The sequence below is a fragment of the Hymenobacter tenuis genome (assembly GCF_054780495.1).
The window spans coordinates 186,819-208,143 of the sequence record NZ_BAAGWF010000001.1 but is presented as its reverse complement, the minus strand read 5'-3'; the positions used below and the strand labels follow the sequence as shown (position 1 = coordinate 208,143).

General features: G+C 55.9%; 21 protein-coding genes and 1 riboswitch. Of the genes, 9 read left to right on the top strand and 12 right to left on the bottom strand.

Going from position 1 to position 21,325, the window contains the following annotated elements; genetic code table 11:
• The first annotated feature begins 90 nt into the window (after window positions 1-90).
• Window positions 91-1,458 (top strand): sodium:proton antiporter, encoded by a 1,368-nt coding sequence (locus tag ACYVGU_RS00965; protein ID WP_460620527.1) that lies wholly within the window; start codon window positions 91-93, stop codon window positions 1,456-1,458.
• A 64-nt stretch (window positions 1,459-1,522) separates the two neighbouring features.
• Here ACYVGU_RS00965 and aroC read toward each other — a convergent pair whose 3' ends face one another.
• Together aroC and ACYVGU_RS00955 are read right to left on the bottom strand one after the other, a co-directional pair.
• The gene (gene aroC / locus ACYVGU_RS00960) at window positions 1,523-2,599 is read right to left on the bottom strand and encodes a chorismate synthase (protein WP_460620526.1); all 1,077 of its coding nucleotides are present in this window, start codon (window positions 2,597-2,599) and stop codon (window positions 1,523-1,525) included.
• A 71-nt stretch (window positions 2,600-2,670) separates the two neighbouring features.
• Window positions 2,671-4,083: a BatD family protein gene (locus ACYVGU_RS00955; RefSeq protein WP_460620525.1), complete on the bottom strand. Its 1,413-nt coding sequence runs from the start codon at window positions 4,081-4,083 to the stop codon at window positions 2,671-2,673.
• 340 nt (window positions 4,084-4,423) lie between these two features.
• On the opposite strand from ACYVGU_RS00955, the gene ACYVGU_RS00950 reads away from it, so the two are divergent.
• From ACYVGU_RS00950 to ACYVGU_RS00930, 5 genes are all read left to right on the top strand, one after another.
• A complete protein-coding gene (locus ACYVGU_RS00950) occupies window positions 4,424-5,149 on the top strand; it encodes a ferritin-like domain-containing protein (RefSeq protein ID WP_460620524.1) in 726 nt (241 codons plus the stop codon).
• Window positions 5,150-5,182: 33 nt separating this feature from the next.
• Window positions 5,183-6,037, top strand: coding sequence for a ferritin-like domain-containing protein (locus ACYVGU_RS00945; protein ID WP_460620523.1), 855 nt, complete (start codon window positions 5,183-5,185; stop codon window positions 6,035-6,037).
• A gap of 188 nt (window positions 6,038-6,225) precedes the next feature.
• On the top strand, window positions 6,226-6,948 hold the full coding sequence (locus ACYVGU_RS00940) for a ferritin-like domain-containing protein (RefSeq protein ID WP_460620522.1): 723 nt from the start codon (window positions 6,226-6,228) through the stop codon (window positions 6,946-6,948).
• A 19-nt stretch (window positions 6,949-6,967) separates the two neighbouring features.
• On the top strand, window positions 6,968-7,876 hold the full coding sequence (locus ACYVGU_RS00935) for a ferritin-like domain-containing protein (RefSeq protein WP_460620521.1): 909 nt from the start codon (window positions 6,968-6,970) through the stop codon (window positions 7,874-7,876).
• 268 nt (window positions 7,877-8,144) lie between these two features.
• Window positions 8,145-8,339, top strand: coding sequence for a hypothetical protein (locus tag ACYVGU_RS00930; RefSeq protein WP_460612942.1), 195 nt, complete (start codon window positions 8,145-8,147; stop codon window positions 8,337-8,339).
• Window positions 8,340-8,429: 90 nt separating this feature from the next.
• Here ACYVGU_RS00930 and queG read toward each other — a convergent pair whose 3' ends face one another.
• From queG to ruvB, 3 genes are all read right to left on the bottom strand, one after another.
• Window positions 8,430-9,416, bottom strand: a complete 987-nt coding sequence (gene queG / locus ACYVGU_RS00925; RefSeq protein WP_460620520.1) for a tRNA epoxyqueuosine(34) reductase QueG — start codon at window positions 9,414-9,416, stop codon at window positions 8,430-8,432.
• 163 nt (window positions 9,417-9,579) lie between these two features.
• Window positions 9,580-9,882 carry a hypothetical protein gene (locus ACYVGU_RS00920; protein ID WP_460620519.1) on the bottom strand — a complete coding sequence of 101 codons (303 nt, stop codon included), beginning with the start codon at window positions 9,880-9,882 and terminating at the stop codon, window positions 9,580-9,582.
• Between the two features lie 77 nt (window positions 9,883-9,959).
• Window positions 9,960-11,009, bottom strand: coding sequence for a Holliday junction branch migration DNA helicase RuvB (gene ruvB / locus ACYVGU_RS00915; protein WP_460620518.1), 1,050 nt, complete (start codon window positions 11,007-11,009; stop codon window positions 9,960-9,962).
• Between the two features lie 189 nt (window positions 11,010-11,198).
• Here ruvB and ACYVGU_RS00910 point away from each other — a divergent pair, with 189 nt between their 5' ends.
• A complete protein-coding gene (locus ACYVGU_RS00910; protein WP_460620517.1) occupies window positions 11,199-12,155 on the top strand; it encodes a hypothetical protein in 957 nt (318 codons plus the stop codon).
• 13 nt (window positions 12,156-12,168) lie between these two features.
• Here the strand turns inward: ACYVGU_RS00910 and ACYVGU_RS00905 are convergent, their stop codons facing one another.
• Complete coding sequence (locus ACYVGU_RS00905) at window positions 12,169-12,501, bottom strand: HIRAN domain-containing protein (RefSeq protein WP_460612947.1); 333 nt, start codon at window positions 12,499-12,501, stop codon at window positions 12,169-12,171.
• A 286-nt stretch (window positions 12,502-12,787) separates the two neighbouring features.
• On the opposite strand from ACYVGU_RS00905, the gene ACYVGU_RS00900 reads away from it, so the two are divergent.
• Window positions 12,788-13,870 (top strand): hypothetical protein, encoded by a 1,083-nt coding sequence (locus ACYVGU_RS00900; protein ID WP_460620516.1) that lies wholly within the window; start codon window positions 12,788-12,790, stop codon window positions 13,868-13,870.
• Between the two features lie 125 nt (window positions 13,871-13,995).
• On the opposite strand, the gene ACYVGU_RS00895 is transcribed toward ACYVGU_RS00900, so the two are convergent.
• A complete protein-coding gene (locus ACYVGU_RS00895) occupies window positions 13,996-15,228 on the bottom strand; it encodes an acyl-CoA dehydrogenase family protein (protein WP_460612949.1) in 1,233 nt (410 codons plus the stop codon).
• Window positions 15,229-15,537: 309 nt separating this feature from the next.
• Window positions 15,538-18,024, bottom strand: a complete 2,487-nt coding sequence (locus ACYVGU_RS00890) for a TonB-dependent receptor (protein ID WP_460620515.1) — start codon at window positions 18,022-18,024, stop codon at window positions 15,538-15,540.
• A gap of 60 nt (window positions 18,025-18,084) precedes the next feature.
• A riboswitch (TPP riboswitch) is annotated at window positions 18,085-18,185 on the bottom strand.
• A gap of 232 nt (window positions 18,186-18,417) precedes the next feature.
• Between ACYVGU_RS00890 and ACYVGU_RS00885 the strand changes: the two genes are divergently transcribed.
• Window positions 18,418-18,651 (top strand): hypothetical protein, encoded by a 234-nt coding sequence (locus ACYVGU_RS00885; protein WP_460612951.1) that lies wholly within the window; start codon window positions 18,418-18,420, stop codon window positions 18,649-18,651.
• 76 nt (window positions 18,652-18,727) lie between these two features.
• On the opposite strand, the gene ACYVGU_RS00880 is transcribed toward ACYVGU_RS00885, so the two are convergent.
• From ACYVGU_RS00880 to pnuC, 4 genes are all read right to left on the bottom strand, one after another.
• The gene (locus ACYVGU_RS00880; protein WP_460612952.1) at window positions 18,728-19,144 is read right to left on the bottom strand and encodes a GNAT family N-acetyltransferase; all 417 of its coding nucleotides are present in this window, start codon (window positions 19,142-19,144) and stop codon (window positions 18,728-18,730) included.
• Window positions 19,145-19,151: 7 nt separating this feature from the next.
• Window positions 19,152-20,027, bottom strand: a complete 876-nt coding sequence (locus ACYVGU_RS00875; RefSeq protein ID WP_460620514.1) for an aldose 1-epimerase family protein — start codon at window positions 20,025-20,027, stop codon at window positions 19,152-19,154.
• Between the two features lie 121 nt (window positions 20,028-20,148).
• Window positions 20,149-20,679 carry an AAA family ATPase gene (locus tag ACYVGU_RS00870; protein ID WP_460620513.1) on the bottom strand — a complete coding sequence of 177 codons (531 nt, stop codon included), beginning with the start codon at window positions 20,677-20,679 and terminating at the stop codon, window positions 20,149-20,151.
• Window positions 20,680-20,681: 2 nt separating this feature from the next.
• Complete coding sequence (gene pnuC, locus ACYVGU_RS00865) at window positions 20,682-21,317, bottom strand: nicotinamide riboside transporter PnuC (protein ID WP_460620512.1); 636 nt, start codon at window positions 21,315-21,317, stop codon at window positions 20,682-20,684.
• Window positions 21,318-21,325 lie beyond the last annotated feature (8 nt).

Sequence of the window (21,325 nt, the reverse complement as noted above, 5' to 3'; positions counted from 1 at the left end):
GCACGCTAGGCCTTTTACTTTGCAAACTGCTTTGGGTGGCATCCAGAAAACGTAGCACTCCGGCGGGCAGCTTTACCTTTGCGCCTGCTTATGCTGCATCCGCTCTTGCTTGCCACCGGCGTACCGCCCGCCTGGCCCCTGCTCCTTCCGTTCTTTGGTTTGCTTGGCCTGATTGCCAGCGGCCCCTTGCTTTTCCCTAAATTCTGGGAACATTGGTATGCGCACGTAGCCGTGGGCCTGGGCCTCCTGATGCTGGGCTACTATGGCTTTATCAGGCACGACTGGCACACAGCCCTTGAAACGCTGGCCGAGTACATTTCCTTTGTGGTGCTGCTGGCGGCGCTGTATGTGGTAGGCGGCACGCTGTATCTGAACATAAACGTGCCGGGTACACCGGGCCGCAACGTGCTGTTGCTGGCAACCGGCGCGGTACTAGCCTCTATTGTAGGCACAACCGGCGCCTCCCTAATGCTGATCCGGACGTTTATTCGGTTGAACGACCAGCGCATCCGGCCGTACCACATCGTCTTCTTTATCTTCATTGTCAGCAATGCCGGCGGGCTACTCACGCCCCTCGGCGACCCGCCGCTGTTTATTGGGTACTTGCGGGGCGTGCCGTTTTTCTGGACTTCAGCGCACTTACTAGCCCCCTGGCTCCTGACCAACGGCTTGCTCCTGCTGATATTCTGGCTGAAAGACCGGCGTAACCCGCAACCCTCGTTGCTATCTAATAGTGAACGGCGCCGTGCCCGCTCCAAAAAAGGTTTGCCGCTTTATGATTTTAACGGGCGCTACAACTTGCTGTGGTTGGTGCTGGTGCTGGGCGCTGTGTTTCTGGATCCGGCCCGCTTGCCCTGGCTGCCTACACTGCCCGTAGCAGGCCTTCAGATTTCATTTGTGCGCGAGGCCATTCAGCTGCTGGCCGCCTGGGGCTGCTACCATACTGCCCATCACAAAGCCATTACGGGCAACCATTTCCAGTTTGCACCCATTTTGGAGGTAGCGTTTCTGTTTTTCGGCATCTTCCTGACCATGATGCCGGCCTTGCAAACCGCGGCGCACGTTGCCGCCAACCCTGAGGTAGCTAGCCGGCTTACTCCTACCTCGCTGTATTGGCTCACGGGTACACTTTCGGCCTTTCTTGATAATGCACCTACTTACGCTTCTTTTCTGGGCCTGAGCCTAGCTGGCCACGACCTGAACTTTGCGCAGCCAGCTGCCGTCCGGCAGTTCGCCGAAGAGGCTGCCACCCTGCCTCTGCTACGAGCTATTTCCAGTGGAGCCGTGCTATTTGGGGCGCTTACCTACATTGGCAATGGACCCAACTTTCTGGTTCGCTCTATTGCGGAGAAAGAGGGCATCCCGATGCCCAGCTTTTTTGGGTACATCGGGCGTTACGCCGTGCCCTACCTGCTGCCAATCCTAACCTTGGTGGGTCTGCTATTACTAGCCCTGTAAAGCGGCCCAACCCTATAAAAAAAGCCTGATGTACTCATGTCATCAGGCTTTTTTATTGAGTTATTTACGCTTTGTTGGCCCTGGCCCGCAGCAGCATATCGGCCAGCACGAGGCTGGTCATGGCATCGACGATGGGAACGGCGCGGGGCAACACGCACGGGTCGTGGCGGCCCCGGCCAGCTAACGTTATTTCCTCACCTTGGTCGTTAATAGTAGCCTGTGGTTGCAGTATGGTAGCCACGGGCTTAAACGCTACCCGGAAGTAAATGTCCTGCCCATTGCTGATGCCGCCCTGAATGCCACCGCTGTGGTTAGTGCGGGTACGTACCTGTCCGGCATCATCGGTATAAAACTGGTCGTTATGCTCTGAGCCAAACAGCAGCGTGCCGGCAAAGCCTGAGCCGTACTCAAAGCCTTTCACGGCATTTATACCCAGCATAGCCCGTCCTAGCTCGCTGTGCAGCTTATCGAATACCGGCTCACCGAGGCCAGCAGGCACGCCTTGCACTACCCCGGTCACTAGGCCTCCTACCGTGTCATGTCGGTCGCGGGTTTGCCGGATGAGCTCAGCCATGCGCTCGGCCGTTTCGGGGTGCGGGCAGCGTACCGGGTTGCTGTCAATTAAGCTCAGATCAAGCGCTTCGTAACCCACCGGAACCGCCAATGCTCCCACCTGCGACACGTAGCTACGCACGCGGATGCCATGCTGGTTGAGCAGTTGCTGCGCCACAGCACCGGCAGCTACGCGAGCTGCCGTTTCGCGGGCCGAGCTGCGTCCACCACCCCGGAAGTCGCGGCGGCCGTACTTCTGATCATAGGTGTAGTCGGCGTGCGACGGCCGGTAGGCGTGCTCAATGTGCGAGTAGTCGTGGCTGTGCTGATCCTGGTTCCGGATGAAGAGGCTGATAGGCGTGCCGGTGGTTACTCCCTGAAAGATTCCCGATTGAATTTCTACCCGGTCGGCTTCTTTGCGGGGGGTAGTCAGGTCGCTTTGCCCGGGGCGGCGCCGGTCTAGGGCCGCCTGAATTAGTTCTTCCGTCACGGCCAACCCGGCCGGACATCCATCCAGCACTACCCCAATGCCGGGCCCATGCGATTCGCCGAAGGTGGTAATGCGAAATAGTGTGCCGAAAGAATTCATAAGAAAAGCGGTCCGTTGGTGAGCTATGCCAGGCAAAGGTACAGCGCGAGCGGGCATTGCCGAGGCGGGTGTTAGCGCCGACTGCGCCACCAGCCTACAGCGGCTACGCTCAGCAGTGCCCCTAGCAGCATGTTCACGTAGCGCTGCACGTTATTGTAAGCATCCCGGGGCTGCGGCGTGGTATCCGCAACGCGGAGGGCCGTACTATAAAACGGGTCATCGGGCCGGGCCCGGAAGGTGGCAGCTTGTTGCACTGCACCGCGCACCACAGGTTGCACATCAGCCTGCAAGGTATCGTAGCGCCCTAGGGCCGGATTGAAGATGATGAGGCTGAACAGGCTGTCGAGCGGAACGGGGCCGGGCCGCCGAGCCACCATCCTGAACCGAAAGCTCTTGCGCCCACCTACCCGGCTACCCTGGCGCGTAAGCTCCTGCTGCACTTCTGGCCCATATACTTCCAGGTTGGGGCGCACCGGGGGGGTAGCAAGATTCACGGCGGCTAGGTTTCCCTCGCCTTCCACCGTGAAGGTATAAGCAAAGGCCTGGCCTGTCCGGAAGGTAGTGCGGTCTACTGCTTCCTTGAGCTCATAATTACCAACAGGCACTTGGTCGCGCAGGGGGTGCGGCGGCAGCGCCACCACCGGCACCGTGCGGGGCGCCGAGTAATACACCTTGAATCCCTCCATCCGATTATCAAGGCCCTGCACCGGCTTTTTGGCCACGCGGTATTTCACCATCTGTAAGCCCACCGAAGGAAAAACGAGGGACTGCGTATTAAGCGGATACAGTTCAGCTTCCCAGAGGCGGTAGCGCAAAAAAGGCTTGCCGCCGACCATTACGTTTTCGGGTACCACTTCCTGCTCATCGAAACCTTCTTCCCACACCGTGCGCTGGTGCAACTGCCGGATAATCTCAGGGAGCTGGGTGGCGAAATTGTGAAAGTTCAGTACTGCCTGGTCCTGCGGGGTGAGGTAGAAGTAGAGCGCCACATGCACGCCTTCGCCCACATACACCCGTGCCTTATCCGGGACTACTGCCAGAAAAGCTTGGTCTTGAGGCTCCACATATTCCTGTGGCTTGGGCTTGCCAAAGAGCTGATCGAGGAGGCCAATTCCCTGCAACGGCCCGCCTCCCGGGGTGGCGGTGGCGGGCGGAACCGCTTGCTGCGGGCCTACTTTCAAGGTAGCGCCCTCCGACATAATGGCAATGCCATTAATGGTCATGGTAAAGGGCTTCACGGTAAAGGCGCCTTCCGCAAAGGCGGCGTAGCGCTGGGTTATGGTGAGCTCCGTAGACGACTGGCCATTAACAATGCGCGTTGTCGTCGTGCTCGACTTACCACTTTTCTTAAATCCCTCGAGCTCTGGAAACGCCGTATACCGCTCTAAAGGAGCCCCGCGCAGCCGAAAGCTGATGGTGTAATACTCATTGAGCGGAAACGCGGCCTTCCCCAGCACAATTTCAGCCGCAGGAGTCTGCGCCACTGCTCTCACGCTAAGGCCTAGGCCCAATAGGCAGAGCAAGCAGAAAAATAAACGCATACGCCTGTTTTGAAACGCGAACTAGCCAAATCTACGCATAAACGCCTGAAAGCAGGTTTACGTGTGGGTACTAAAACCAAAGCCAGGGTATTTAATGTCCAGCTTTCAGTATGGCTCTAACAAGATTTTGGCATTAAGAAATCCATAGCGGAAGCTAGGCCGTATCTCACTGCACATCCACCCACGGTAGAATACTCATTGCTCTTTATTGGGTTTTTGAATAGCCGATACTCGTCGGGTGGCTCTGTATTGCCCTAAATTTTTCACCCAAACCTTCCTTTGTATGTCTAAGATCACGCAAAACGGCAGCGATGACGCGGAGTTCGCTAAGCCGCTTTACACACCAATTAAGCGTCGTTCCTTCTTTATGTACGCCGGTGCTACGGCTGGCGCTACCGCTCTGCTGCTCTCAGGCTGCGATGATGACGATGACGATAACACTGGAATGAACCCCGACGGCGTTAGCCTCGGTTCCGGCGACGTGGGCGTACTCAACTATGCCTATGCATTAGAGCAGCTGGAAGCTGCGTTTTACGCTCAAGTGGTAGCCACTCCTTATTCTGGCATTACGGATGACGAGCGCATGGCTCTTTCAGCTATTGCCAAGCACGAAGCCATTCACCGCGACTTCTTCAAGGCGGCAATTACAGCAGCAGCGCCTACCCAGATCATTACGGGCCTGACGCCTGACTTCAGCAAAGTAACGTTCACAGACCGCAACTCAGTACTGACTACGGCTCGCACCTTCGAAGACTTGGGTGTAGCGGCATACAACGGTGCTGGCTCCCTGATTAAAACCGATGCGTATTTGCTGATTGCTGGCAAAATTGTATCAGTAGAGGCACGCCACGCGGCTTATATCCGCGACCTGATTACGCCAGGCAGCTTCTCTGGTAGCGACGTAGTAAATGCACAGGGCCTAGACCGGGCACTGTCGGTGTCTGAGGTACTTGCTGCGGCGCAACCGTTCATCAAGGAAAAGATCAACGGCGACAACGTAGGCAAATAATCACTCTTCTCTCAACTCTGACTTCCCTGTACTATGAACCTATTTAAGATAATTTCCGAGCTAGAGAAGGTTGATCCTGAAATCATGGACCGCCTCACGCACCGCCGCAGCGCCCTGTCGGCCCTAGGTGATATCAGCAAGAAAATGGCCCTGGCTGCTGCTCCTATCGCTATTGGATCTGCTTTCAACAAAACCTTTGCCCAGAACAATCTCGCTTCAGTTCCGGCTGTACTGAACTACGCACTGCTACTGGAGCGTCTGGAATATGCTTTCTACGACCAAGCTCTGAAGGCTCCTACCCTGACTGCTACGCTCACGGGTGCGGCTCGCACGGCAATTGAAACCATCCGGGCCCACGAGCAAGCGCACGTAACGCTGCTAACCGGTGCTTTGGGTGCAGCCGCCGATCCGGCTCCAGCTAATGGCTTCGATTTTGGTGGTGCTTTCGCTACCTATCCTACTTTCTTAACCTTTGCGCAAGCATTTGAAGACACTGGAGTTCGGGCCTACAAAGGTCAGGCAACTGTCATCAAAAACGCTGGCAACCCGAATAACGTGCTCACTACAGCACTGCAGATTCACTCTGTTGAGGCCCGCCACGCAGCCCATGTACGATACATGCGTCGCGCTGTTGCGGCCGGTGGCCAAACCAACATTATGCCTTGGATTGTAGGCAAAGAAGCTAATGGTGCACCAGATCCAGTATATGGTGCTGGTAACCCCGCTGCTACATTCCCAGCCGAGGACAACGTAGCACAAGGTGGCATCACTAACCTGACAACTGCACTTGGCGCTACGTACACTGCAGCCGATGTAAGCGCTGCCTTCGATGAAGGTCTCGACAGCACAACGGTTACGGCCATTGCTAAATCAGTTGTGACGTTCTAGTCAATACTGCTAAGTAGAGAAAAAGGACGGCCTGGTAGGTCGTCCTTTTTTTGTGGCTTGTAGCGGGGACGCAACCTTTCCGGTTGTGCGTTACTCTTCTGGTTGGTGCATCCCGGTTTATCGGAGTACCTTTGTTAATCGGGATGTTACGGCCTGCGTTGGGCTGTTCCCCGCTGAGTTACTTACGCATGTCTGACTCTGTCGCTTCATTTTTCGGTCGAGCCCTGCGCCGCCGCTCTTTTTTCCGGGTAGCGGGCGCTACGGCAGCTACCTCCATGCTCGTGCTGGCTGGCTGCGGCCCCGATGATACGGAAGACCCTAATCCTACTGTAGAGCCGGTTGGCACCCTGAGCTTTGGCAGCGGTGATACTGGCATCCTTAACTACGCCTACCTGCTTGAGCAACTGGAGGCCGCTTTCTACCAGAAAGTAGTAGAAGCATTTCCGAGTGATTTCATGGCCGAAGACAAAGCGGCCTTCGTTGACCTGCGCGACCATGAAGTAATTCATAGGGAGTTTATGAAGTTTGCGTTGGGCGAAAGCGCTTATGATACGAATAAGCTTCCCCTCGTTTTCAACTTCACTTCACTTACACTCACTACTCGCGCAGGCGTGTATGCTGCAGCTCAAACGCTGGAAGACGTGGGAGTAGCCGCCTATAATGGCGCTGCCAAGCTGCTTACTGACGTTACATATTTGCAGTTGTTCAGCAAAATCTCATCGGTAGAGGCGCGGCATGCGGCATTCGTACGCGAGCAGGTGCAGCCGGGCTCCTTTGCTGGCGCTGACGTAGTGCCAATTAGCGGCGATGCCGCTGGCCTTGATGTAGCCAAAACGCCCGCCGAAGTTGCGAAGCTGATTGCTCCGTTCGTGACGGTCATGATCAACACCGATTCCCTTCCCACCACGTAGGCCGCGCCCGTTTTCGACTATGAACTTTCTGAATTTACTGGCTCGGCTTGCCGAACTACAACCCGAAACGCTCCAAGGAGCGGCCCCACGCCGGGCTGCGCTAACCCGCTTGGGCCAGGCAGGCGTTGCTTTGCTTCCAGCTCTAATCACAGCACTGCCCCAACAGGCTACGGCGGGCACTCTCGACACGCGTACGCGGCTGGACGTGCTCACGCTGGCCCTTACGCTGGAGTACCTTGAAAGCGAATTCTACTCACAGGCCCTAGGTCTGGTTTTGGGCAAAGGCCCCGCCAACGTAGATGCATTCTTTGGCTCAGCCCAGAATAAGGCTGCGATACAAGCCATACAGACCCACGAAGCAAGCCACGTAGCACTGTTCACCCGCCTGATTTCAGATGCTGGCAGCAACGTGCCAGCTAAGCCTAACTTCGATTTTACGGGTAGCAAAAACGGCTCGCGAGCTGCGCTGTATCCTGATGTATTCAGCAACTTCGACACCTTTTTGAAGGTAGCACAGCTGCTGGAAGATGCGGGAGTACGCGCCTACAAAGGGCAGGTTGAATACGTGCAGACCGACAATGCCTTACTAGAAAGCGCCGTCCGGATTCACTCAACAGAGGCCCGACATGCCGCCCAAATTCGGACGATGCGGCGCAAGCGTGGCGCTACCGTTAAAAGCTGGGTAAGCCCTTCAGATGCTCCTATCACAGCGGCTGGCACTACCCAAAATTTGGCATATGCCGGGGAGGAAAATCGGGCGCAGTATCTGTCAGGCCCACGGCTGGTTCCCTTTGCCTCTACCTTGCCCATTAACGTAGCTACCCCGCCCTTGCCGGATGCTGAGATTCTGGCCAAAGTGGCTGAGGCGTTTGATGAGCCACTTGATGCGGCAACTGCTACTAGCCTCGCGCAACTCTTCATGTATTAGTAACCAACGCAACACACGCAGGAAACCTGCTGAACCGAGCTTTGTAAGAAAGGAACGTACCTCACGTTCCTTTTTTTATGCGCCGCCGGAACTGAATGGGTAGCCTTTCACGTCTGGCACTTGTATTTACAGAGCATTTTTTTGTATCTTTCAAGACACCTGCCAAAACAATTAGTGCTGAGCTAAGCTTTTTTTAACTGTGCACGTACAAGCTGCGTGTTCATCAACTTCCGCTCTTTTAACCACCCTGTGAAAACCAACTCCACCCATGCTTGAGTACGCAAAAACCATTCTCCTCAAAGTAAGCTTCGACAAAATTCTCTTTGAGAAGGAGCTTCGTAAAGCCCTCCGGACGCTTGTTCCGGCAGAGCTTTCAGAGTTGAAAGCTTGGTGCTACCAGCAATTTTCCGCTCTGTACCGTCGGATTCTGAACCGCGTGTTTACCCAACCGACGGTCGCTTAAACTATTCTTTCCTTTCCGCTTTCCACCACCGAAGCCGTAAGCCACTTGCCACCCAGCAAGCCCGCTTACGGCTTCGGTGTTTTTCGGCTGTTACATACTGGGTGCATCGGGGTTGCTTTCCGGGGCGGGCGAGGTTGTCAGCGGTTCCTGCCCTAGTACAAACCGAATGTTGCGCTGCAAGCCCGCATAACCTGTGCGCTTCACTGCTGACTGCTTAAAGAGCTCTGAAAACAGCTCATGCGTGATTTCCTGCCAGTCGTTGGTCGTGAGGTCTTTCAGGCCGGGGTGCGCATTGAACTGCGGCTCTTGATGGGGTTTGGCAAAGCGGTTCCAGGGGCACACATCTTGGCAGATGTCGCAGCCAAAAATCCAGTTACCAAATTGCCCTTCTACTTCCCGCGGAATCTGGTCCTTGAGCTCGATAGTGAAGTAGCTGATGCATTTGCTGCCATCCACCACGTAGGGCTCCGTAATGGCTTGCGTGGGGCAGGCATCGAGGCACTTGCGGCAAGTACCGCAGTAGTCCTTAATCGGGCCGTCGTACTCTAGCTCCACATCGACAATCAGCTCGGCAATGAAATAGAACGAGCCAATACCGGGCGTGATGAGGTTGGAGTTTTTTCCTACCCAACCCAGTCCACTCTTCTTGGCCCAAGCCTTATCCATCACGGGAGCCGAGTCAACGAAGCAGCGGCCGCCTACCTCCCCTATCTCCTCCTGCATATCGTGCAGCAGGGTTTTGAGCTTGTCCTTGATGACGAAGTGATAGTCGCGGCCGTAGGCGTACTTGCTTACTTTGAGCGTGTCGTCGGGCAGTTGCTGCTCTTCGGGAGGGTAGTAATTCAGCAGCAGCGAAATCACCGATTTGGCACCATCTACGAGCAGGCGCGGGTCAAGGCGCTTATCGAAGTGGTTGGCCATGTAGGCCATTTTGCCGTTCATCTGGCGGTTGAGCCAGTTTTCGAGCCTAGGCGCTTCCTCCTCCAGAAACTCGGCCTTGGAAATACCGCAATACATAAAGCCCAGCTCCGCCGCCCGGCGTTTGATGAAAGCAGTATAGTGAGCGGTTGGAAGCATATTACTGCAAAAATCTGCTAAAAAACTAAAACGCCCTGCCATTGACGGGGCGTTTTAGTTTAAATGATTATAATTGTATATTCTATGTATAATTAATTTAGAAGTCCCAACAAAGCCCAAGACTAAGTTGTGTAATAATTAATCTAATCTTCTTATATATTTTTTATTTAATAATATCAGAAGGATGTGTACTTATCTCTGGATAAGCCTTACTACCTCGCGCAGCCATCAGCTGATTTATTATATGTTTAGAAAGTGTATCATAAACATTCTTCTCTTGCTTCAAATCTATATCATTCACTGACAAGACCTCTGATAGTTTTATATAATCAAGAAAGTAAGCTATTTCACCCATAGAAACTCTTATCGAGTTATCCTCTGTATAATTAAATAATACAGCATCTAAATCGTTGCTAATGATTTTTTTATTCGTTTCACGAATTAAATTATTCAGATTAAAGTGCATGGTTTTATTTATTTTTAAGTAAAAAAATAGCTCAAGTTACTGCTTCCTGACACTTCACGTATCTATGAGAATCAAGCCTAACTAAACAGCTCGCCCGGTGTACCGGAATTCCCGCGCAAGTGCTGGGGCATGGTGCGGCCGAGGTGCTGATAGGCTAGCTCCGTGGCTTCGCGGCCACGAGACGTACGCTTGATGAAGCCTTCCTGAATCAGGAAAGGCTCGTACACTTCCTCGATGGTTTCGGCTTCGTCGCCGCAGGCGGTGGCAATGGTGCTGAGGCCAACAGGGCCGCCCTTAAACTTATCGATAATGGTGCTCAGAATGCGGATGTCCATTTCGTCGAGGCCGTTCTGGTCTACGTCGAGGGCGTTGAGGGCAAACTGCGCAATTTCCTGCGTGATGGTGCCGGTACCTTTAATCTGGGCGAAGTCGCGGGTGCGGCGCAGCAGGTTGTTGGCAATACGCGGCGTACCGCGCGAACGACGGGCAATTTCGAAGGCAGCATCCTCATAAATGGGCGTGCCCAGGATTTCGGCCGAGCGCAGCACAATCGAAGTCAGCAACTTGGAATCATAATACTCGAGGCGGGAGCTGATACCAAAACGGGCCCGCAGCGGCGAGGTAAGCATACCAGAGCGCGTGGTAGCCCCAATAAGCGTAAACGGCGACAACGAAATCTGAACTGACCGCGCGTTCGGACCCGAATCGAGCATAATATCAATGCGGTAATCCTCCATGGCCGAGTACAGGTACTCTTCCACCACTGGGTTCAAGCGGTGAATCTCGTCAATGAACAGCACATCGTTCGGCTCCAGGTTGGTGAGCAGGCCCGCTAGGTCCGAGGGCTTGTCCAATACCGGGCCGCTGGTCATTTTGATGCCTGACTCCAGCTCGTTGGCAATGATGTGCGAGAGCGTGGTTTTACCTAGGCCGGGAGGCCCGTGCAGCAATACGTGGTCGAGGGCCTCGCCACGGTGCTTGGCGGCGGCCACAAACACTTTCAGGTTTTCTACTACCTTGCCCTGGCCGGTAAAGTCATCGAAGGAAAGGGGCCGCAAGGCCTTATCGATGTCCTTTTCGGTGGCGTCCATGTGGTCTTTGCCACCAGTCATATACGATTCGCGCATAAGCGTACAAGTAATTCAGCGTGTCGAAAGGTAACAGTTCGGGGGCTGGGTTGGTGCCTTTTTTAGCAAAAAATATTACCCAATACCTATTTAACTAATATAATTAGCAAAACACCAGCTTCTCATCTGCTCTCAACTTACCTGGGTTTAAAATCCGGCCTAACTTGCGGCCTCATCCGCTCTGCTTCTATGTCTGCTGCTTCTTGGCTTGATGCCCTTCCTTCTGACTTTTACGACCAGCTAGCCCACTGCCTGAGCCTGCACGGCATGGCCGCGGCCGAGCTGCTTAGCTACCCCGAAGCGGCACCTCTCAGCCAACTGGCCCAGCTTACCACCGCTGATGTTCAGAAGCTAAACCTCATTCAGACGCACGCTGACCTACTGGCCTCCTTACGCGCCGAACCGCTGAGCGTTTATCACCTGCTGCTACTAGGCCGCCTTACCTTGGAAACCTCTTTGGCAGCTCCCGTGCTAGGCTATGTGCGGCAGCAAATGCAGATTACGACTGCGCAGCTGGAACACCTGAAAACTTATTGCCTGGAGCTGAGCGGTGCTTTTTTAACTACGCTTGAAGAGCACGTTCCGGCGCCGATTGGCACTGCTTCACTAGGCCTGCATCGCCTCCAAATCGAGGAGGCTTTTGCGGCGCTACTAGCGGCCAAACCGTCCCCAGTACCGGCCGCCAACCTGCGCCTTTCGGAGCCACAGCTGCAAATGCTACGGCTGGCCCTGCTGCTAGTACATAGCCTGCCTTCCAACGAAGGACATCCGTTTCTGCAGGCAGTAAGCCAACTCCCCAACCTGCAGCCCCAGGCGTTGGAGCCGCTTATTGAGCACCTGAGCCGGGTGCGCGCCCAGGAGCAGCTCACGCTTACCATGCCGGAACTGGTGCAGCTCTACCAAGGCATGCAGGTATGCGGGATGGTGTTCGTGTCGGATGTAATGAGCCAGATTGGGCTGGAGGAAGCCTTTCCGGTGCTTACGGAGGCTGAAACAGCCGCCACGGAGGCTGCCCCTGCCAGCAACCGCCAGGCCGTAGGCGAAATGGTAAGCGGCTTTACGCAATGGGTGCAGCATACTTTCCCCGATGCGCCAGAAATTCTGGCAGCCCGCGAAGAAGTGCTGCGCCTAGCCGACTCGCTTTAGCAGTTTGCGGCTATTACTGCCCTAGTAAAACCTCAATTTCCAGGTGCAGCCACTCGTCTTCCCAGGCTTTATGGGTAAGGCGGGCCGTTAGCGGGTAACCCGCATCCAGCAACCGAGCCACGGTTTCGTTGCGGCCTTCGGGCAGGTAGCCCAGCCAGAACGCGTCGGGGCCAGTGGTAAGTACGCGCACGGCCCAGTCGTCGTAGGTGCTGTCGGCCTCGCGTTGCAGGGCCAGTTCCTGCGTAGGTTGCAAACGTGGCTCGTACTCGCGCAGGCCCTGGCGGTGGGTGGTACCAGCTACCAGGCATTCAAGCAAAACCAAAGACTCGGGCGTAGACGTGGACATAGCGTGCAAGAAAGATTGAGGCCGTAAAATACGCCGACTCGCCACAACTTTTCTTGTCGGTATAGTTGAATGTCGTTTTAATCGTCTTCGACTTCCATCTGCTTACACTAAACGAGTGCTGAATCACCGCTCAGCACACTTACCACGCCTTACAGCAGGTTCGGCTTGCTTGTATCCAAAGGAGTAGGCTACACTATACAGGAACAATATTACCATATTCTAAAAAGTAATTTTCATATCCACTACTATTTTACCTATCTTATCTTTCTCACTTTAAGGCATTTATATGATGGATATTGTGACGAGCCTTTGTGTTGATGATGCGCGCCATCCGGCCTCCTATTACGACCAGCTTCAGGATGTAACCGCCAACCAGCGCCGCCGGGTATACTGGCAATGTGCGATGGTGTTTTTTGCTACGTCAACCCGCTGCAATCCTACGGCGGGCCACGTACTCTACACCAACGACAAGGGGCCCACCGTGTGGCATGGCACCGATTACCGCGAATTTCTGCGCGGATTGGGCGTCCGGATTCAGGAGATGGAGTTTGAGCAATACCAGCCTCCGGCAAACTTCTCGGGCAAATTCCGCAATGGGTTCTATAAACTCGAGGTTATGAGTGCCCTGTCTGGGCCGCAGGCCGCCGACTGCAGCTTATTGCTGGACTCAGACTGCGTCTGGACCCGGAATTCTGCTGAACTGGAAGCAGCCGTAGGCTCCGGCTCGTTGCTGCTGTATGATATGAGTTCCGGTCCCGACGATAAGATTTTCGGGCTTAGCCGCCGCGATATGGGCGACCTGTACCGGCAGCTGTTCCCCGATTTCCCAGAAACGGCGCCCTACTACTACGGCGGCGAACTGGTAGGCGGCACCCGGGGCTGTTTCAGAGAGCTCATAGCCACCATAGCTCAGCAATGGAACCACATAATAAGCACGTATAAGCAGCAACCGCCCCGCTTCTGCAACCAAGAAAGCATCTTCGATAACGACGAATACATCACCATACCAGCCTATAACTCGCTGCCGCGCCCCAAGCTGAACGCCCAACCGTTTATCCGGCGCATGTGGACCGCCTACCGTTATTCCGACGTCCGCGACTCCGACCTGGACTTGCCCATCTGGCACATGCCCAGCGAAAAGCTACAGGGAATTCCCGTACTCGATAAGCTGGTAGTCACCCCCGGCTCCTCCTTCTGGCGGGTGCCGCAGCCGGAGCTAGCCCACTACCTCGGCCGCTACCTCGGAGTACCGCACAGCTTGCTGAACCCGCAACGCTTGCTGTCTTTGGCCTCCAAACTACCGACGGCCTGGCGCCTAGCCAAGCGCCTGCTCACTCCCAAAAAGGACCTAGTACTTACCCCCTCGTAGAGGGCTAGTGAGCTAGTAGGTAGCAACCAGAGCAAGCCCGCTATTTATAGGAAGGAAATACACGCAACAAAAAACGGCCGCCCTGTTTCCAGAGCGGCCGTTTTAGTATCTACTAGCTCACTAGCTTACTTGAATGCCTGAATCCCGGTGATATCGGCGCCGGTGATGAGCAGGTGGATATCGTGGGTGCCCTCGTAAGTCACTACCGACTCCAAGTTCATCATGTGGCGCATGATGGGGTACTCGCCGGTGATGCCCATGCCGCCATGAATCTGGCGGGCTTCGCGGGCAATTTCCAGAGCAATTTCTACCGAGTTACGCTTGGCCATCGAAATCTGGGCGGAGGTAGCCTTGCCTTCGTTTTTGAGCATGCCTAGGCGCCACACCATCAACTGGGCCTTTGTGATTTCGGTAATCATTTCGGCCAGCTTCTTCTGCTGGAGCTGGAACGAAGCAATGGGCTTGCCGAACTGCTCGCGCTGCAAGGAGTACTTCAGGGCCGACTCGTAGCAGTCAATGGCCGCACCCAGCGCGCCCCAGGCAATGCCGTAGCGGGCCGAGTCGAGGCAGCTCAATGGACCTTTGAGTCCGTCGATGTTGGGCAGAATATTCTCTTTCGGGATTTTCACATCCTCGAACACCAACTCGCCGGTAATGCTGGCGCGCAGGCTCCACTTGTTATGAATTTCGGGGGTAGTAAAGCCTTCCATGCCCCGCTCCACGATAACGCCCCGGATGCGGCCGTTGTCGTCTTTGGCCCACACCACGGCCACATGGGACTCAGGCGAGTTGCTGATCCAGAGTTTGGCGCCGTTCAGGAGGTAGTAATCCCCCATGTCCTTGATGTTGGTGGTCATGCCACCCGGGTTCGAGCCGTGGTCGGGCTCCGTGAGGCCGAAGCAGCCGAGCCACTCGCCGGAAGCCAGCTTGGGCAGAAACTTGCGGCGCTGCTCCTCGGAGCCGTACTGATAGATGGGGTACATCACCAGGGAGCCCTGCACCGAGGCCGTAGAGCGCATGCCGGAGTCGCCGCGCTCAATTTCCTGCATAATCAGGCCGTAGCTGATGTAGTCGAGGCCGCCGCCGCCATATTCCGTCGGAATAGTGGGGCCAAAGGCACCTACTTCGCCAAACTTGCGCACAATCTCCGAGGGGAAATGCGCGTCCTGAGCCCACTTCTCTACGTTGGGCGAAATTTCTTTTTTCACGAAGTCGCGGATGCTTTGCCGGATGAGCTTGTGCTCCTCGGTCAGCAGGCCGTCGATATCATAGTAATCAGTGAAGCCCGCAGCATTCAGGGAGCCTTTGTTGCGCTGCACCTGGGCCTTGGTTGAAAGAACGTCAGCTTGGGAAGACATAACGAGAAATTGGGTGGGTTTACTTCTCAAAGATAGGAATTTCGCTACGGACCTCCGACTAGAGGTGCTACCTCTTTGCCAACGAAAAACCCTGACCAGGAAGGGGGCTGGTCAGGGTTTCGGGGTGCCACAGAGTCGGGTCGGGAATGCCGAAGACCCACCGGCGACTCAGACACCGACAAACGGCCAGAAGGCAGATTCCCGGCCGGGAAATATCAATGGTAAGCTCATCTACAAAGCTTATGCCGAAAGATAGGTTTATGCTACTTTATTTAAAATAAATCCTGCTTTTTTATCCGCTGGAATCTACTAGAAAGTAACCCCCACGGAAGCCAATATGTTGCGGGTGGCCTGGGGGAAATACCAGTTAAAGGTTTGCTGCTGCCCATCGGCGCCGGGGTAGCCGTAGGTGTAGCCATTGGCTACATACTTGCGGTTGAGCACGTTATTTACTAGCAGCCCTAGCTCTATTTCCTTCACAAACTTAGGCTGGAAGGCATAGCGCGCCCGGAAATCCAGCACCTGATAGGGCTTTATGCGCCGCTCATAGCTAGCCGAATTATCGAGGTACTGGCGGCTGACAGTCTTGTAGAGCAGCGCCAGGCGCAGCCCCCGCAGCGGCTGCCCCTCCAAGGTATGCGCCGATACCACCGAGGGCGAGTACGAAATGGTGGTGGTGCGCCCCTCCGACGCCGTTATGGGGTTGTAGTCGGCATCATAGGTTACCTGCTGAAAGTCCAGGATGCGGTTGCGGCTGAGCGTAAGCGTGCTGCTGAGGCTGAGCTTGTCGTTAGCCGACGCAAAGCCCGTCAGTTCCACGCCGGTACGGTAGCTGCGCGGCGCATTGGTGCGCAGGGCCGTGCCTACGTCGTTCAGCTGACCGGTAGCTACCAGTTGGTTGCGGTACTTCATGTAGAAGTAGTTGGCCTCGAACCGAACTGCGGTGCCGGTTCCCAGCCAAGTAGTGTTCGGCAATGAGAGGCGGTAGCCCGCTTCGACATCTTGTAGGCGCTCGGCTTTGGCGCTTCTATCGCCGGCGGGGCGGTCGGTAAAGTCGGAGCGTACGGGCTCGCGCTGGCCTACGGCGTAGCTAGCGTACAGCTGCTGATGCTCGCTCAGGGAGAACGTGGCGCCGGCTTTGGGGTTGAAGAAGGTGTAGCGGGCGCGGGTGGTCACGTCGTTCTGGTCATCCTCTACCCCATCAATGTTGTACGCAATGCGGCGAAGCTGCACATCGCCGTACACCCCCAGCTTGGGCAGCACTTGCCAGGTAGCGCGGGCGTAGGCGTTGAAGTCGGTTTTGAGGGCATCGTTAAAGTAGTAGCGCTGCCGGATATTGCTGTTGGAAGCATACTGCGCCCAGATTACCTCGCCGTAATGGTCGTTGGTGAAGCGGTTCCAGGCGCCACCCAGCGTGGCCTGCAGCTTATCGTTTTCCTTGGGCTGGTAGTTCAGCGCGAAGGTGCCGCCATAGAAATAGTTATCGAGCCACTTGCGGTCAATCAGGTTAGAGCGCTTGATGGTGGTATCACCCAGCACCACGTTCTCGAGGCCATACTCCACCAGCTTGCGGTTGGCGCGGTAGCTTTCGTAGTAGCCAAAGCCGCGGGTAAGGTGCAGGGCGGCGCCTAGGTTCCAATCTTGGCCCAACCCCTGCGAGAGGTGAAGCTGGTAGTGGTTTTGCTGATAGTTATCGGTCTGGTTGTCGTAGGTGTAGTAGCTGTAGCGGCGCCCTTCCTGCAAAGCTCGGGCGGCATCCGCCTCCGAAAGCTCTCCGTTATCAATGTACTGCTGCAGCAACGTCCGGTCGCCGGTAATGGCAGGCTCGGGCACGCCATTCCAGGCCTGATAGGTTTTCTCGCGGCCCGAGAAAGTAATGAACTTGAGCAGCGTATTCTTGCCTTGGTAGCCCGCAGCGAGGTAGTACGATTTCAGGTCTGAGGCGCCCCGCTTCACGTACCCATCGGTGGCAATGCGCGAAAGGCGACCATCGACGGTGAAGTGCTTGCCAAGCAGCCCCGTACCAAACGACACGTTGTTTTTCCAGGTGTTGAAAGAGCCAAACGTGTTCTGGGTTTGGGCGTAGGCTTGCTGGCGGCTTTCGAGGGTGGAAATATTAAGGCTGGCCCCGAAAGCGGCCCCGCCGTTCTGGCTGGTTCCTACCCCCCGCTGCACCTGCAAGCTGCTGATGGACGATGACAGATCCGGCAGGTTCACCAGAAACGAGCCGTGCGACTCCGCATCGTTTAAGGGCACACCGTTAATGGTCATGTTGATGCCCGTATTGCTGATGCCCCGAATGCGGATATCGGTGTAGCCTACCCCGGCGCCGGCATCAGAATTTACCACTACCGAAGGCGTCTGGTCGAGCAGATACGGCAGATCCTGACCAAAATTACGCTTGGCGAGCTCCTCTTTGCTCACGTTGGTGTAAGCCGTGGCCGTGCGCTCATTGGCGCGGGAGGCCAGTACAAGTGCCTCGCTGGTGAGCACGCCACCAGCCTGCAGAGATGGGGTCAGGCGCTGTGCTGCATTCTGTCCCTCTAGGCGCTGCACTAGGGCCTCATACCCCAGAAAGGTAATGCGCAACTCATGGGAGCCAGCTGGCACGATTGGTAGCAAAAAGGTACCAGCGGCGTCAGTTGCGGCGCTAGCGGCACCGTCAAGCAAAATGGTGGCACCAGGCAGTGGGGTTCCGGTGCGAGCATCGGTAACCTGTCCGGACACGGGGCCTTGCGCCCATGCCGTACCGGAGAATGCCAGCAAGGCTACTCCGGTTGTCAATAAATTTTTCAAGGATGAAAAATGGAAAAGGTGGAACGGACCGGATGCCAGGGGTCGGCACCTTCGGTTTTTCGCTCGCGGATCGTTTGTTCCCTTCGCCGGCATTACCCGGGCAGGTTCAATGGGTATGATCTCAGCCTCGCGCTTGCGGCGTGGCACCCCTAAAACTTCTGAGGCAAAGGTAAGCGGGAAGTTTTCAGTTTATCACTAGCCTAGGTCAGATTCTTAATAAAACCCGCCTCCGGGGGTGCTTTGTTTGCTGATAATCAAGTAAATTACACCTACACCTGGCTGAAGCGAATAAAAAGCCTCTCGGAGAAAACCACCCGCCGGGCATGTGCGTTTCTGTTCTGTAGCCTGCTGCTTTTTTGTCATCTCGTCATCGCTCCTTCAGCTCTCCCCGCCATGACCATCACCAGCCTTCTCTATCTGCTCGTGGTACTAGTGTTCACTGGGCTTTTGCTTGTGCTTCCCCGCCGGCGCTTTCATCACCCGCCCGCTTCCGATAACGATGATGACGGGGGCGAGCCACTGGACGACGGGCTGCCGGATTTCGACCTGCCACCGGGAATATCAAGGCCCATAAACGACTGGGAACCGGACTATAACCGCCGGCCCAAGGTGCCGCTGGAAATATAAACCAGAAGAGCCGCGAGCTGACCTCCTGTGGTCTGGCTCGCGGCTCTTCTGGTAGTAGCAAAGCGCCTCTGGCTCCTTACAAGTCCTTGGCCATGCGCATATACGGAATGGTACCGCGGTAAAAACGATTGCCTTCGGGCTCCAGGCCAAAGGCGCGGTAGAAGGCCTCATTTACGGCCCGGGCATCGCACCAGATGCGCTGGGCACCTTTTTCGCGGGCTTCGTCCAACACGCGGCGCAACAGCTGGGAGCCAATCCCCTGCCCTTGGCAATCGGGGCGGGTGGCGAATTTGCGGAACCGGGCCACATTGCCGTCGATAAACAGGGAAATAACGGAAACCAGCTTACCGTTGCGGAAAGCCCCGAAGTGGTGGCCCTGCTCGTCTTGGTTTAGCTTTACATAGTCCACTGACTCCTGGGGCCAGAGCACTTGGTGGCGAAGTGGGTAGGTATCGACCGAATTGATCGGGCGGATGATAATCTCGGAAGTCATGAACGTGTTACTCAACGGTAATGCTGTAGGAAGTAAGAAACTGCTGGCCGGGCTGCAAACTCAGAATGCCTTCTTTTTCGGCCAGCTCCGGGGAGCCGGTTGTGGAGCTGGCAATACCCTGCCAAGGCTCGATACACACAAACGGAGCCCCCTCGGCTTTGGTCCAGAGGCCTAGGTAGGGAAAGCCATCAAACCGTAGCCGCACGGCCCGGCCGGAACGGCGGCTGCGCAGCGTGAGGTGGGTAAAGTCGAACTGCTTCAGTACTAGCGCATCCTGCGCAAATAGTGCGTAGCTGAGTGGCAAGGTATCTTGGTTATTGAGCAGTGGCTCCGTCTGGCCCGTGAGCAGGCCGCCCTCCAGCAAGTAACGTTCGGCCGTAACGGGGTGGTCGAATACAAACTCGTAGTCCTCGAATGTCTCGCCCTCCACGAGCGGGCAGCGGAAGGCCGGGTGTGCCCCAATGCTGAACAGCAGTTCGCCGCTGCCAGGGTTTAGCACCTCCCACCCAATAGTAAGCGTAGGCCCGGCCAGGCGGTAGGTAATGCGCAAGGTAAACTCGAAGGGGTACTTGGCCTGAGTTGCGGGGGTAGCGTGCAGTTCAAACGCCACGGCCGTGCCGGAGTGGTCTTGTACCTGAAACTCTTGGTCGCGGGCGAAACCATGCTGGCCTAGGGTGTAGGTGTGGCCCAAGTGGGTGTACTGATCGTGCGGCAAGCGCCCTACTATGGGGAACAGCACCGGCGCGTGGCGGTTCCAGAAAGTGGCATCAGCCGGCCAGATGTACTCCAGGTTATCGAGGTCTTTGCGAATAAAGCTGCTGAGCTCAGCACCGTGCGAGTTGATACCCACGCGGCAGTGCTCATTTTCGAGGTAGTAGGTCATCTAATAGATACAAAAAGCAGTGGGCGTACAGGTAGCGTGAGTAGCCAAACGAAAAAATCACCGAAAAGATAATTTTTCGTGGTTTCCGGCCCTACCAGGGCTAGCAGGCGGCTCCGTTACCTCAGGTACGCTCAAGCAACAGATCTACGTGAAAGCAGGCTTGCTCCAGCCGCCGGTCTGGGCTGCCACTTATTTCGGCAAAGTTCGAGAACTGGTCGCGAAGTTCGCGCTGGTACAGCTCATAGAAATACTGCCGATGATTAGGATGCTCGCGCAGCGGATCGGGGTACCAGGGCAAATCCACGTCCAGCAGCAGCACCAAATTGTAGCGCTGCAGCTCAATGCGCCTTCTGATCCACTCGGGGCAGTGCCCAAACGCATGCTCAGACCATATTTTAATAACCAGCAGGTCCGTGTCGCAGAACATGACGGGTCGCTGCTGCTGCGCGGCCCGCTCGGCGGCCTCTTCCTCAGCCTGTAGCTGCCCGCGGGCTATTTCTTCCAGGTCGCTGAGCGTGTAGTTGGGGCCGCGCTCTTCCAGGTAATGGCGGGCAAATTCGGGAGCCCACGTGGTGTGGTAGTGTTCAGCCAGCAAGCGGCTCAGGGTGGTTTTGCCCGTCGATTCGGGTCCGGTTAGTGCTACTCGGAGCATGACTAGGCAGCTTGAAACTCAGAAGTGGAAGCCTGCTGCTGCCGACGCAGCGTGCGCCGCCATTCGATGTAGCCATACACGGCCAGCCCCAGGTACAAGGCATACAAGGCGCTGGTTGGGTACAGCTGCTTGTACCACAGAATGGGCACGTAAATAATATCTACCAGCACCCACAGCCACCAGTTTTCTAGGCGTTTGCGCATGAGCAGGTACTGCGCGGCCAGGCTCATGGCCGTGGTAAAACTATCCCAGTGCGGTAGGGCTGCTTTGGTGTGGTGCTGCAGATAGTAGCCAACGCCTAGGGTGTATGCGAGCACAAACCCAGTGCAACCAAGCCACTCCAGGCGGCTGGTGCGCGAAACCTGCAGCGGCGTACGGCTGCGGCCGCCATACAGCCATTCATACCAGCCGTATAGGCTCAGGGCAATGAACATGGTCTGCAGAAAGCTGTCGGAGAACAGTTGAGCGCGGAAATATACCAGCACGTACAAGCCGCAGCTCACAATAGCCACCGGGAAATTCCACAACGACTCCCGCGCCGCCAGCCACACACACGCAAAACCGGTTAACACGGCCACCCACTCCAGCGGGCTCCCCCCGGCAGCGGCGGTCCAGAACTCGTACAACGACTGCAACACAGAACACA

What these genes read in the sequence shown, in the direction of transcription:
- ACYVGU_RS00965 (WP_460620527.1), top strand. Translation starts at nt 91, where the DNA reads ATGCTGCATCCGCTCTTGCTTGCCACCGGCGTACCGCCCGCCTGGCCC.
- aroC (WP_460620526.1), bottom strand. Translation starts at nt 2,599, where the DNA reads ATGAATTCTTTCGGCACACTATTTCGCATTACCACCTTCGGCGAATCG.
- ACYVGU_RS00950 (WP_460620524.1), top strand. Translation starts at nt 4,424, where the DNA reads ATGTCTAAGATCACGCAAAACGGCAGCGATGACGCGGAGTTCGCTAAG.
- ACYVGU_RS00945 (WP_460620523.1), top strand. Translation starts at nt 5,183, where the DNA reads ATGAACCTATTTAAGATAATTTCCGAGCTAGAGAAGGTTGATCCTGAA.
- ACYVGU_RS00940 (WP_460620522.1), top strand. Translation starts at nt 6,226, where the DNA reads ATGTCTGACTCTGTCGCTTCATTTTTCGGTCGAGCCCTGCGCCGCCGC.
- ACYVGU_RS00935 (WP_460620521.1), top strand. Translation starts at nt 6,968, where the DNA reads ATGAACTTTCTGAATTTACTGGCTCGGCTTGCCGAACTACAACCCGAA.
- ACYVGU_RS00930 (WP_460612942.1), top strand. Translation starts at nt 8,145, where the DNA reads ATGCTTGAGTACGCAAAAACCATTCTCCTCAAAGTAAGCTTCGACAAA.
- queG (WP_460620520.1), bottom strand. Translation starts at nt 9,416, where the DNA reads ATGCTTCCAACCGCTCACTATACTGCTTTCATCAAACGCCGGGCGGCG.
- ACYVGU_RS00920 (WP_460620519.1), bottom strand. Translation starts at nt 9,882, where the DNA reads ATGCACTTTAATCTGAATAATTTAATTCGTGAAACGAATAAAAAAATC.
- ruvB (WP_460620518.1), bottom strand. Translation starts at nt 11,009, where the DNA reads ATGCGCGAATCGTATATGACTGGTGGCAAAGACCACATGGACGCCACC.
- ACYVGU_RS00910 (WP_460620517.1), top strand. Translation starts at nt 11,199, where the DNA reads ATGTCTGCTGCTTCTTGGCTTGATGCCCTTCCTTCTGACTTTTACGAC.
- ACYVGU_RS00905 (WP_460612947.1), bottom strand. Translation starts at nt 12,501, where the DNA reads ATGTCCACGTCTACGCCCGAGTCTTTGGTTTTGCTTGAATGCCTGGTA.
- ACYVGU_RS00900 (WP_460620516.1), top strand. Translation starts at nt 12,788, where the DNA reads ATGATGGATATTGTGACGAGCCTTTGTGTTGATGATGCGCGCCATCCG.
- ACYVGU_RS00895 (WP_460612949.1), bottom strand. Translation starts at nt 15,228, where the DNA reads ATGTCTTCCCAAGCTGACGTTCTTTCAACCAAGGCCCAGGTGCAGCGC.
- ACYVGU_RS00885 (WP_460612951.1), top strand. Translation starts at nt 18,418, where the DNA reads ATGACCATCACCAGCCTTCTCTATCTGCTCGTGGTACTAGTGTTCACT.
- ACYVGU_RS00880 (WP_460612952.1), bottom strand. Translation starts at nt 19,144, where the DNA reads ATGACTTCCGAGATTATCATCCGCCCGATCAATTCGGTCGATACCTAC.
- ACYVGU_RS00875 (WP_460620514.1), bottom strand. Translation starts at nt 20,027, where the DNA reads ATGACCTACTACCTCGAAAATGAGCACTGCCGCGTGGGTATCAACTCG.
- ACYVGU_RS00870 (WP_460620513.1), bottom strand. Translation starts at nt 20,679, where the DNA reads ATGCTCCGAGTAGCACTAACCGGACCCGAATCGACGGGCAAAACCACC.